The following is a 12,458-nucleotide window of genomic DNA, read 5'->3' as shown; positions in this document are numbered from 1 at the left end:
TTGCTACTGTGTCCTGGTGCGTGATTTGCAAAGCTCGCGATTATAAACGACCCGCCACGTAATACCAATCGTTGTGCGAGGATTATCCGCCAATTGCTTTGAAGTGCCTGAGGCGAACGCCAAATAACACTAAAAGGCAACCAAATGTTGCTGCAGCAGCGGCAATGGTAACCGTTACGTGCCTGATTTGTGCCATCAGCGTCAGCTTGTAAAACTCGTCTGCTATATCAAAACAGGCAATAACCACTGCCATCACCGCACTGGCAAAAACAATGCGCAACAGGAACCACACTGTTTCCATCGATGCGCGATACACACCTTTTTTGTGTAGGGTAATGTAAAGCAGCGCAGCATTGAGGGTTGCCGACAAAGACGTGGCGATAGCAAGCCCAATGTAGCCATAAGGGACGGCGAAAATAAGATTGAACACCATGTTCGCTGCCATACACCAAATACCAAATTTCACGGGTGTTTTTGTGTCTTGTCGGGAATAAAACCCCGGTGCAAGAATTTTGACCAGCATAAAGCTCAGTAGACCACAGGCATAAGCGATGAGGGAATAGGAGGCCATTCTCGCTGTGTCTGCAGAAAACGCGCCGCGCTGAAAAATGACCGTAAGAATCGGCTCCGCCATAAAGGCTAGCCCAACCGCAGCAGGGATCCCGAGTACCGATACCATCCTTATCCCCCAATCCATATTGCTGCTGAAAGCCTTAGGATCCTTTGCTACGTGATTGCGCGACAGTGTCGGTAAAATAACTGTAGCGATAGCAATACCGAATAACCCTAGTGGAAACTCCAGAAGCCTGTCGGAATAATACAGCCAGCTGATCGAACCGGTTACCAGAAAGCTGGCGATTAGTGTATCGAGTAATAGATTAATTTGTCCTACAGATACCCCAAATAGCGCAGGGATCATCAGCGTGCGCACCTTCACTACGCTCGGATCATGCCATCCCCATCGGGGCTTGACCAACAACCCTGCACGAAATAAAAAAGGCAGTTGAAATGTCAGTTGTACGATACCGCCAATGAAGACTCCCCAGGCAAGGGCGTAAGCAGGCTGAGATAAAACAGGTGCAAGCAAATACGCACAAGCGATAATGCACACGTTCAACAACACGGGCGTAAACGCCGCCACGGCAAATTTGTTCAGGGTATTGAGAATTGCGCCGGCCAAGCCGGTAAGCGAAATAAATGCAATATAAGGGAAAGTAATTTTAAGCATACTTGACGCAAGCTCAAACTTAGCACCAGCGGGCTCGCCCTGCATCCAGGCAACAAACCAGCCTGTACCGAACAAGGCCGCTACCACCGGCGAAGCAATAACGCCGACGATGGCAACAATAAATACTATGGCGCCAAGTGTACCTGATACCCTGGCAACGAATGCCTTTAACTGTGTTTGATCGTCTTCGTGATGAACTTCCGTAAGCACAGGTATGAACGCTTGGGCAAAAGCCCCTTCTGCAAATAGCCGACGAAGAAAATTGGGGATTTTATTCGCAAAAAAGAACACATCTGCCGCTGCGCCGTCCCCCATGAGTTTGGCCACGACCACATCCCGAACAAGTCCAAGCACGCGGGACAACAATGTCATCACACTGACAATCATACCTGATTTTAAGAGTTTTCCTGACACAAACGTCCTTCAATTGCGACTGCTGTTTTGTGGCACACTATAGCGGAACGGAAGGTGTGGGGGAATCACTGAGAAAAATTTATGACAGATTGATGAATTCCCCTCCTTGGCCTGCTATAATCCGCGCACCTCACGAAGGGGCTGCATTTTATGTGCAATAACGCGCTATTTTCTGCATTTTAAAAGATAAAATAGTTTGACATCTGTTCGTTAGATAAGCATAATCCGCACCCTATTTTTTAGACATGAATTTATTTTGGGAGTTACACCTTGGCTAACATTAAGTCTGCTAAGAAACGTGCAATTCAAGCCGAAAAGCGTCGTCAGCATAATGCCAGCCGTCGCTCCATGACTCGTACAAGCATCAAAAAAGTAGTTGCTGCAATCGCTGCAGGTGATAAAGAAGGTGCGCAATCTGCACTGGCTGCTGCTACGCCGATCCTTGACAGAATGGCTACCAAAGGTTTGATTCACAAAAACAAAGCAGCTCGTCATAAGAGCCGCTTGTCAGCGCAAATTAAAGCGCTGTAAGAGAATCTTTAAAGTAAAAAGCGCCGACGGCGCTTTTTTTATACCTGAAATTTACGCAGGTTGAGCCACCCGGATTTTGTTGCTCCTGCTGTTTTCTCCGTTGTCATGATTCTGTCAAGCAAGTTTCACTAAGCTGTCAAAGGATAGTCACCTGACTGTCAAGTAGCCATTTTATCATTGCCTCCCAGAGTGATTACTTTGGAAACGGTTATGAAGCACACACATTATCGCACCTTGTGGTTATCTGATATCCACCTCGGTAACAAAGACTGCAAAGCGGAATACCTCCTTGATTTTCTCAACACCATTACTGTCGATACCTTATACCTTGTTGGTGATATCGTTGATATGTGGGAAATGTCTCGCCAGTTTCGCTGGCCTGAAGCACATAATCAGGTTCTCCACACCTTCATGCAGATGAGCCGCGACGGCACCAAGGTAATCTACCTGCCCGGAAATCACGACGAACCCCTTCAATCCTATTCCGGCATGCAGTTTGGTGATATTGATATCCAACGGGAATGTGTTCACACCACTGCCGAAGGCAAACAGTATCTGATTTTACACGGCGATCAGTTCGATGCTGATGTCACCATAGGTAAATTTCACGCGTGGATTGGTGATAAGGGCTACGACCTCCTGTTGTTTCTCAACCGCTGGTACAACCGTTTCCGCCAATGGCGAAACAACGACTACTGGTCATTAGCCGGATATATCAAAAAACACATCAAAGGTGCCAATGAAGCCATTGCCCGTTATCGGGAAGCAAGCTGTGCAAGAGCGAGAAAAATGGGGCTGGATGGTGTGATATGTGGGCACATTCATCACCCGGAAAGCGCAATGGTTAAGGGGATCCACTACCTCAATGACGGCGACTGGATCGAAAACTGCTCTGCGCTGTCTGAGGACAATGACGGTAATCTGGTGCTCATAAGTTGGATTGAACACATGAAATCGGCATCTACAATTACCGCACTACCCGCACGCGCGAAAGCGTCCAAAGCAGCCTAGCATGGCTGACCGCACAGATACGCCCCATAAGTAACTGTGCGCTTTTTGCAAAATGCTGTCACTTAACTGACATTAAAGTGTGTGAAAAACGTCATATAGCACTGGTATCTTTCGCACAAAACCTCGGGATTAATTATGTTTACTGTTGATGACGTTCTGGCTCGCCACTATCCGCAAGTTGTGGACAAACCGTGGCTGTTCAAGTCGCTGTCATTTGTACTGCGACACCTGCTTCACGAACAAGAAATGAAAGAATTCAGTGACACATATCCTCACTACGAAGATATCGACTTTGTCGAGCAGGTACTGGAATATTTCAATATCAGCTATTCCACTCGCGATGTAGAAAAAGAGCGCATTCCCACGGAAGGCCGTGTGGTTATCATCGCAAATCACCCCATCGGCACATTGGATGGTTTGGCGCTAATCAAACTGATTAGCGAAGTGCGTCACGACTTAAAAGTAGTTGCTAACGAAATGCTCATGGCAGTTAAACCACTCCACAACATGTTGCTGCCCGTGAACAATATGCACGGTGGAACCCCCAAACAACACCTAAGCGCGATACAAAAACACCTTAATAACGATGGCGCGTTAATTATTTTCCCCGCAGGAGAAGTCTCGCGGTTACGTCCCCAAGGAGTTAGAGACACCCGTTGGCATTCCGGCTTTTTACGCATTGCCCGCCAGACAAAATCTCCTATTTTGCCGGTGTATATCGATGGCAAAAATTCGCCATTATTTTACAGTGTGTCAATGATTTACAAACCTCTGGCCACAGCACTTCTGGTCAAAGAGATGTTTAAGCAGAGGAAAAAACACTTGCCGATGCGAATTGGCGAACTCGTCCCTTGTGAAGCGTATAATCAGCTTGCCTTGCCGCTCAAAGAACAAGTCAAACTATTCAAGCGACATCTTTACCGCATCGGCAACAATCGCAAGGGCGTTTTGGCAACGCAAGCACCTATAGCTATGCCAGAGGATCGCAAGGAACTTACCCGCGCCATTAAGCAATGTGAGCACCTGGGCCATACGACCGACGGCAAACATATTTATTTGTATCAACACAAAGGCTGTTCGCCCGTATTGCGTGAAATTGGCCGGCTTCGGGAAATTGCATTTCGCGCAGTAGGAGAAGGTACCAACCGTCGGCGTGATATTGATCAATACGACGCCCATTACTATCACCTCATTCTGTGGGACGAAAACGATCTTGAGATTGCCGGCGCTTACCGCTTTGGCGATGCGGCCCAACTGACACAAAGCAGTCACCCCACCGGGTTGTATTCTGCCACATTGTTTGACTATTCATCTGACAATACCGCGCTTTTCCAAGAAGGGTTAGAATTGGGTAGAAGCTTCGTACAGCCCCGATACTGGGGCAAACGTAGCTTAGACTACTTGTGGTTTGGTATTGGTGCTTTTTTATCCCGATACCCCAAATACCGCTATCTGTTTGGTGCAGTATCCATCAGTAACGCGTATCCGCAACCGGCTAAAGATCTGTTAGTGTCTTTCTATCGCACGTACTTCCCGGCGAAATTCGGCACAGCTGTATCCCGGATTCCGTACCCTGTGTCTGCTGATGTATCTGCTCTGTTTACCGGCAACGACTACAAAAAAGAATTTACCCAGCTTAAACATCTTCTGGCAAACATGGGGGTAAATGTGCCGACACTTTACAAACAGTATACCGAAGTGACCACAGCAGGCGGCGTTGCCTTCCTCGATTTCAACGTTGACCCCGACTTCGCCGACTGTATCGATGGGTTAGTGGTAGTAGACCTAAACTGCCTTACCGACAAAAAACGCAAACGTTACTTGCAAGAAACCGGTCTATGTAAATCGGCATAAATCGCAATATCGCCTTGCGGTTACTCGTAAGGCGATGTCCAGCGCAATATCGCCTTGCGGTTACTCGTAAGGCGATGTCCAGCGCCATAGCGTCATATCGGCCTTGTATTTTAGTGCCTCAACTCACTAACGAGCAAGCTGGACAAGCATATCGGCATAAATATCTTCTAACGTAAGCAAATCGGAAAGATGAATGGATTCGTTGATTTGGTGAATGGTGGTGTTTGGAACACCAAGCTCTACGACTTGCGTTTCCTCGGTAGCAAAAAAACGCCCGTCAGAAGTTCCGCCCGATGTACTCAACAACGGGTACCGACCAGTAGCGCGATAAATAGCGGCTTCTGCCATCGCAATCAAGCAATCACCTTCCCTAGCGTGACTTTGATAAGCCTCGCAGGGTCGTGACCAACGAATAGTCGCATCGTTGTCTGCGCTCAACACTCGTTCTAAAACCGCAGCTTTTAGTGTTGTGAGTGTATAAGTAGCATCAAAACGCACATTGAATTCAATTTGACATTTTCCGGGAGCAATATTGTCGGTAAATGTCCCCGAGTCTATATGGGTAATCTGCAACGACGTACCCGGGAAGTCAAGGTCACCGCCATCCCACCCCAAGTCCAGCAACCCTTGCACAATACGGCTCGCACGATGAATTGCATTGTCGCAACTATGAGGGTACGCGACATGCCCTTGCTTACCCGCTACGTCAATAGTACCTGACAACGCGCCCCGGCGACCTATCTTGATGGTGTCACCAGTAGCAGATGAAGCAGTCGGTTCACCTATTAAACACATATCAAGATGAACGCCGCGCTCGTCCAACACCTGCTTTATCCATTTTGACCCCCATTGAGCGTCACCTTCTTCGTCACTGGTGATAAGCCACCAAAACGTGAAATCATCCTGGTTTAGCCCGGGCAGCACGCGCTGACATGCCCCGAGCATGGCCGCAAGCCCGGTTTTCATATCCGCGGCCCCCCTACCGTATAACTGGCTATTTTCTATATGGGCCTCAAACGGCGGATAACGCCAGTGTGACAAGGGTCCCGGTGATACCACATCGGTGTGTCCACAAAATGCAACATGTCTTGCTCCCTGCCCCCACCGAGCGATTAGATTCGACACTCCGTGAATCACAACATGCTCGCAAGTGAATCCCAGCGCTTGCAAATATGTCGCCAGGTAATATTGACACCCGTTATCGTTTGGCGTCACGGTATGTTTGTTTATAAGGGCCTTAGCATGAGTAAGGCAATACGTCAGACTGGTGTTGGAAGGCAAAATAAAGGGGCGTATTGTCATCGGTCCACCAAAGGATCCACATCTGCTTTAACCTGCGGCTATTTAATCGTGCCACAATGACAAAACGATAACAGAATTGCTGCACAACGATGACACAGAGACACAACTTCTGCTTTGGTTACCCGCTAACGTCAGCGATCTCTCTGCTAGTAGATAAAACGCGAATAATCTTGCCGTCGATATCCATAGAAATTATTCCGGTATCGCCGTCGCCATGAAACACGTCTTCCTGCCTGAAAATCGCATAGTCTGGAAGGGTACCGGGTTTCACAGTCCGTAGCCACTTAACCGGCAACCCATTGAACTCTGTCTGAGCACTGCGAGACGACGTATCCGGTCCGTCATTGCGTTCAACGTTAATACCGTGCCCGCGATCTGCGGCAACGGTGAGGCCGATGGGAAATCCGAGGCAAACCACTATACTCAGGCTTTTTATTGTTCGTTTCACCAGTAATTACCACACTTGCTCTACTTTTGGGTAACATCGGATAAGCAATACTCAAACCATAAACAAAAAATACTTATTATTCATATTGATACAATTAACTAACGGGTTTAAGTAGACGTCATCGTGAAATTTTCGCATCATATTTGCGACAGTTAAGGAAAATTTATCGTGATCAAATTTATTGTTCTTATCCCTCTCGTCCTCTGTTTACTCTGGTTTGGATACCTGAAGATGAACAACTGGACTGCCGCAGAGGGAAAACAAGGCTTCATATATATACTGGTACTCTCAACAGCCCTCGCCCTGTTTTATTTCACCATGATGTTATTGCAATCGCTGTAGTGGCGATTAACGCCATTTTTAACCGGCCTTGGTAAAACGGTGAGTATAGGTGAGGGGAAAGCATTACCAGCAATATACTATCGGCGATAACCGACATTAGCACTTCCCAGATATAACACATTAAAAAAAACCGGAGTCATCGGACTCCGGTTTTTATAAAGACAAAGCAGCACGTTTAACGGACAGTTTTAATCTCGATATCAGCGCCTTCCCGAAGCCCTTCGACATAGGCTTGATAAGACATTTGACTGTTCATGGCGGCTAAGCGTTCGGCGATCGCATCGATGGCCGTTTCATTCGCTTCCTCAGCTGCATTTACGCCGGTCAATTCAACCAGGGCAACATCACCATTTAACAGCGTCACTACGTGTTTTGACCTGTCTCCCGATGGAGCTAGAGTAAACAGCGTATCTACAATTCCTCTTGGTAATTGTGCATCTGCGCGGTTCACATTTTCTGCTGTCTCCCAACTGACGTCACGAGACGCCAATTGATCGTCGATACTCTCACCTTGATTCAGTAAAGCAAGCTGTTCTTCTGCCCAGCTCTGGGCTGCTTGCTGGGCTTTTTCTGCGCGTAGAGAAACCGCAATGTCATCTTTTACTTCATCTAGCGCTTTAGTGCGTTGAGGCTCGTGTTCACTCACGCGCACTACGATCACTGTCTCGCCGTCTAGTTCGATAAGATCGCTATTGACACCTTCTTCAATAAGCTCAACAGAAAAAACACTACTTACCACCTGGGGGAAATCGATCTCGGAAGGTACATTACCTCTGGAAAACAACGCCGTGGTTTCGACAGGCTGTTCAGCAATAGCAGCAACCTCATCCAAGGTATCTGGCACTTCAAAAGCAACTTCCGCCATGCGGGACTGAATCTCGTAAAAACGCTCTGTCGCTTTATCAGCAACGAGGTTTTCGCTAATTTCGTCTGTGACTTCAGCCAAACTCTGCACCTTTTCAGGTTGTAAGTCAGTCAATTTAATAATGTGGTACCCATATTCAGACTGAATTACCTCAGATAATTCACCCACTGAAGAAAGCGCAAATGCTGCGCGTTCGAACGCATCATCCATCATACCCGGCGCAATATAATCAAGATCACCCCCGTTTTCTGCAGAGAACGTGTCATCTGAATTTTCTTCTGCCAATTCAGCAAAATCAGCGCCGCTGCGAAGCTCTGACAACAGCGCTTCAGCTTTACTCTTTGCTGCAGCATCGTCTTCACCACTTTCAATAAGTATATGGGATACCCGGCGCTGCTCTTCAGTAATAAATTGATCTTTATTCTCTTCGTACCACTGCGCAATATCTTCAGGTGTTACCGTAACGTCTGCTGTTAAATCGTCTACAGTCAGAGTTACATAGGAAACCGCCACTTTTTCTTCAGTATCGAAATCAGAAATATTCGCGTCATAATAACCTTGGATATCTGTATCACTTACCACTATATCATCCGCAAACTGCGCTGACTTTACCACGGCATACCGAGCATTTCGGGTTTGAGCCTGAAGTGCAAACACCGCTTTAGCCTCTCCGGGCAATGCAAAATCAGATACTCCGAGAGATCTGGCAAGTTGCTCACGGGTTAACTGTACTCGCAAATATTCTCGAAAATCACTTGGCTGAAAACCGTTTTGCCGTAAAATTGACAAGTAGCGTTCGTTGTTAAATTGGCCGCTGAGTTGAAACTCCTGCATATTTAAAATGGTTTCGCGAATCTGATTGTCACTTATCCGCAAACCCAGTTCCCGCGCTTTTTGTTCAACCAATGCTTCGTTGATTAGGTTGTCTAGTACACCCTGACGAAATTGTTTTAGATAGGCTTCGTCGGAAAACATAGCCGAAATGCTCTCGCCGTATTGCGCTTCCATTCTGCCGCGCTGTGCCTGATAAGCTCGCTCAAGTTCATTTAAACTAATTTCTTCACCATTCACGGTAGCCGCAACGGTTTGGCCTGAACTATTGAGGTAGCTGCCGACGCCGGCAAAAACGAAGCTCAGTACCACAAGCCCAATGATTATCATTGCCCAAGGGCCCTGAGAACCTTCTCTGATTCTTTCTAACATGACTTAATTTCAACTCCATTGCTTACTGCTTCCCCGTGAAGCGTTAACCGGACACGAGAAAATAAGGCAAGATTATATCGGCTCCGCTACCTAAACGCGACAGTTTGAATGGTGTTTTTCCGGTAAACAAACCCATGGCATGCAATGTTTGGTAGCGGACAGGTAAAATGAGCAGAAATAAAAAAGGCGATGGAAGCCCATCGCCTTTTTTTCGAATTTATAGCGCTTAGTTACACGCGTCTTTCAATGCTTTACCAGCTTTAAAAGATGGTACTTTAGCAGCTGCGATTTGGATCGTGTCACCAGTCTGAGGATTACGGCCACTGCGCGCAGAGCGCTCACGTACCGCAAATGTACCAAAACCTACCAGCGCAACCTGATCACCCTCTTTCAGTGCTTCAGTCACTGCACCTGTAAATGCATCGAGTGCGCGGCCTGCAGCAGCTTTAGAAATATCTGCTCCAGCAGCGATTTGGTCGATGAGTTGAGACTTGTTCACAATTATAATCCCCTTCGATTGTTATTATACTCTTGTCCAAAAACAAAACGTTGTCTTCAGAACGTTATAACAAGCTTGATTATCACAATCAAGCATCTGTCACAATTATTTAACGTTTAATGATTCGCTGCAATCCCTTTAGACACAAGGCTTCAAGCGAGTACGTATGTAAAGGTAACACAACTTCTGATACTTGAAAGCCCTATTTTAAAAAAAATTGATGAAATCAGGCTTTCTGCGACTACTTTTTGACCGAAAGCAACAAAAAAGGCTGTATCCCCCGAATTTACTGAGATCCAGCCTCTCCCATCCGTCACTAATTAGCGACGACTTCAAAAGACTCTACCGGCTCCTGAAGTGCAATATCCAATACGTCATCAATCCACTTCACCGGATGAATATCCAAATCGGCTTTCACGTTGTCTGGAATCTCTTCTAAATCGCGTTCGTTGTCTTTTGGAATGACTACGGTTTTAATTCCCCCGCGGTGCGCGGCGAGTAACTTCTCTTTCAGTCCGCCAATGGCCAGAACTTCACCTCGCAGCGTGATTTCACCCGTCATAGCAACTTCACACTTCACCGGGTTCCCGGTCAGCGTTGACACCAACGCAGTGCACATGGCGATACCCGCACTGGGGCCATCTTTGGGTGTTGCTCCCTCGGGTACGTGAACATGTATATCCCGCTTTTCATAAAAATCGCTGTTGATGCGCAATTTTTCTGCTCGGCTTCGCACTACTGTCATCGCAGCCTGAATAGACTCTTGCATCACATCGCCCAATGAACCGGTAGAGGTCATTTTGCCCTTGCCGGGTACAGCCGTGGTCTCGATGGTAAGGAGATCGCCGCCCACTTGAGTCCAAGCAAGTCCGGTAACCTGGCCAATCTGATTGTCCTTATCAGCTTTACCATAGTCAAAGCGCTGTACACCCAAGTAATCTTTGAGGTTATCCTGAGTAACAATGACCTTCTCTTTGCTCTTGCTAAGAAGAATATCTTTCACTGCTTTGCGACACACCTTAGAAATTTCTCTTTCGAGACTACGCACTCCTGCTTCACGGGTGTAATAGCGAATCATGCCGATAATGGCAGACTCTCTGATATCCAACTCTTTGTCTTTTAAACCGTTTCGCTCCATCTGCTTGGAGATGAGGTGCCGCGTAGCAATATTGAGTTTTTCGTCTTCTGTGTATCCCGATAGACGAATGACTTCCATTCTGTCCAACAAAGGGCCCGGAATGTTCATACTATTGGACGTTGCGACAAACATAACGTCAGAGAGATCGTAATCCACTTCCAGATAATGGTCACTGAAGCTGCTATTTTGCTCCGGATCTAATACTTCCAACAACGCAGACGACGGATCTCCTCGCATGTCAGATGACATCTTGTCGATTTCATCTAACAAAAACAATGGGTTCTTCACGCCTACTTTGGCCATTTTCTGAATAAGTTTACCCGGTAGTGAGCCAATATATGTACGTCGGTGCCCGCGAATTTCCGCTTCGTCTCGCACGCCCCCTAGTGCCATTCGCACATATTTTCGGCCTGTGGCTTTGGCAATTGATTGCCCCAAAGAGGTTTTACCCACTCCCGGTGGTCCAACCAAACACAAAATGGGTCCTTTGAGTTTTTTCACCCGCTTTTGAACGGCGAGGTATTCCACAATCCGTTCTTTGACTTTCTCCAAACCATAATGGTCTGAATCCAGCACCTTCTCTGCAAGGGATAAATCTTTTTTCACCGCGCTGCGTTTATGCCAAGGAACATTCGTCAACCATTCGATATAACTTCTGACCACTGTAGCTTCTGCTGACATGGGAGACATCATTTTTAGCTTTTGAAGCTCACCCTTGGCTTTCTCTTCAGCGTCCTTAGGCATTTTCGCTTCTTCAATTTTCTTACTCAGCGCTTCAAACTCATCCGGAGCATCATCCAGTTCACCGAGTTCTTTCTGAATGGCTTTCATTTGCTCATTCAGGTAGTACTCGCGCTGACTTTTCTCCATTTGCTTCTTCACGCGGGTGCGAATTTTCTTCTCGACCTGAAGTAAGTCAATTTCTCCTTCCATAAGTGCCATCAGGTACTCAAGGCGCTCATTCACCTTTTTCATTTCGAGTACTTTTTGCTTTTCCGCCAGCTTAAGCGGCATATGGGCCGCCATGGTATCGGCCAAGCGAGCTGCGTCGTCTATACCATTTAGTGATGTGAGGACTTCCGGTGGTATCTTTTTGTTGAGTTTTACATACCCTTCAAATTGCGAAACCGCAGAGCGAATAAGTACTTCCTGCTCACTTTCCGGTAACGTTTCGTCAGTAACCGAACTAACTTGTGCCACGAAAAAAGGCTCAGCTTGTTCATACTGGTGAATTTCACCGCGAACGTTGCCCTCTACCAGTACCTTAACTGTGCCGTCGGGCAACTTTAGCAACTGTAAAATAGTCGCAAGTGTACCAACCTGAAAAATATCATCAGCATCGGGTTCATCTATACTGGCATCTTTCTGGGCAACTAAAAAAATCTGTTTATCGTTCTCCATGGCTGCTTCAAGGCAACGAATGGATTTTTCCCTACCGACAAAAAGCGGTATTACCATGTGGGGGTAAACTACTACATCCCGTAACGCAAGTACGGGGATCTCAATGCGATCTTCACGCTCAACTGTCATACGTGTTCTCAGTCTTGTTCATATTGTGGATTGATATGGGGATGCGCAGGTAAAGTTCAATTGAAAACCTGCTTTTACGTCAACCTTTATCGA

The 12,458-nt window shown here is 46.8% G+C and carries 9 protein-coding genes; 3 read left to right on the top strand and 6 right to left on the bottom strand.

Annotated features, from left to right (window positions below):
• Positions 1-82 precede the first annotated feature (82 nt).
• Complete coding sequence (gene murJ / locus KO518_RS08470) at positions 83-1,642, bottom strand: murein biosynthesis integral membrane protein MurJ (RefSeq protein WP_216025374.1); 1,560 nt, start codon at positions 1,640-1,642, stop codon at positions 83-85.
• A gap of 270 nt (positions 1,643-1,912) precedes the next feature.
• On the opposite strand from murJ, the gene rpsT reads away from it, so the two are divergent.
• The 3 genes from rpsT to KO518_RS08455 all read left to right on the top strand — a co-directional run bounded on the left by rpsT (position 1,913) and on the right by KO518_RS08455 (position 5,038).
• Positions 1,913-2,173 (top strand): 30S ribosomal protein S20, encoded by a 261-nt coding sequence (gene rpsT / locus KO518_RS08465; protein ID WP_216025373.1) that lies wholly within the window; start codon positions 1,913-1,915, stop codon positions 2,171-2,173.
• 210 nt (positions 2,174-2,383) lie between these two features.
• Positions 2,384-3,184, top strand: coding sequence for a UDP-2,3-diacylglucosamine diphosphatase (locus KO518_RS08460; protein ID WP_216025372.1), 801 nt, complete (start codon positions 2,384-2,386; stop codon positions 3,182-3,184).
• Positions 3,185-3,319: 135 nt separating this feature from the next.
• A complete protein-coding gene (locus tag KO518_RS08455) occupies positions 3,320-5,038 on the top strand; it encodes a lysophospholipid acyltransferase family protein (protein ID WP_216025371.1) in 1,719 nt (572 codons plus the stop codon).
• 126 nt (positions 5,039-5,164) lie between these two features.
• Here the strand turns inward: KO518_RS08455 and dapE are convergent, their stop codons facing one another.
• The 5 genes from dapE to lon form a co-directional block, all read right to left on the bottom strand.
• A complete protein-coding gene (dapE, locus tag KO518_RS08450; protein WP_216025370.1) occupies positions 5,165-6,340 on the bottom strand; it encodes a succinyl-diaminopimelate desuccinylase in 1,176 nt (391 codons plus the stop codon).
• 118 nt (positions 6,341-6,458) lie between these two features.
• Positions 6,459-6,788 carry a hypothetical protein gene (locus KO518_RS08445; protein ID WP_216025369.1) on the bottom strand — a complete coding sequence of 110 codons (330 nt, stop codon included), beginning with the start codon at positions 6,786-6,788 and terminating at the stop codon, positions 6,459-6,461.
• 517 nt (positions 6,789-7,305) lie between these two features.
• Positions 7,306-9,198 (bottom strand): peptidylprolyl isomerase, encoded by a 1,893-nt coding sequence (gene ppiD, locus KO518_RS08440; RefSeq protein WP_216025368.1) that lies wholly within the window; start codon positions 9,196-9,198, stop codon positions 7,306-7,308.
• Positions 9,199-9,424: 226 nt separating this feature from the next.
• Positions 9,425-9,697: a nucleoid-associated protein HU-beta gene (gene hupB / locus KO518_RS08435; RefSeq protein WP_216025367.1), complete on the bottom strand. Its 273-nt coding sequence runs from the start codon at positions 9,695-9,697 to the stop codon at positions 9,425-9,427.
• A 316-nt stretch (positions 9,698-10,013) separates the two neighbouring features.
• On the bottom strand, positions 10,014-12,365 hold the full coding sequence (gene lon, locus KO518_RS08430; RefSeq protein WP_216025366.1) for an endopeptidase La: 2,352 nt from the start codon (positions 12,363-12,365) through the stop codon (positions 10,014-10,016).
• Between the last annotated feature and the right edge of the window lie 93 nt (positions 12,366-12,458).

Origin of the sequence: Aestuariibacter sp. A3R04, assembly GCF_018860805.1 — a bacterium.
Lineage (GTDB): Bacteria > Pseudomonadota > Gammaproteobacteria > Enterobacterales > Alteromonadaceae > Alteromonas.
Note: the sequence above shows the minus strand (reverse complement) of the source record. Positions and strands in the feature narration are given on the sequence as shown.

Coding starts and splice junctions, on each gene's coding strand:
- KO518_RS08460 (WP_216025372.1), top strand. CDS start 2,384: ATGAAGCACACACATTATCGCACCTTGTGGTTATCTGATATCCACCTC.
- lon (WP_216025366.1), bottom strand. CDS start 12,365: ATGACAGTTGAGCGTGAAGATCGCATTGAGATCCCCGTACTTGCGTTA.
- ppiD (WP_216025368.1), bottom strand. CDS start 9,198: ATGTTAGAAAGAATCAGAGAAGGTTCTCAGGGCCCTTGGGCAATGATA.
- dapE (WP_216025370.1), bottom strand. CDS start 6,340: ATGACAATACGCCCCTTTATTTTGCCTTCCAACACCAGTCTGACGTAT.
- KO518_RS08455 (WP_216025371.1), top strand. CDS start 3,320: ATGTTTACTGTTGATGACGTTCTGGCTCGCCACTATCCGCAAGTTGTG.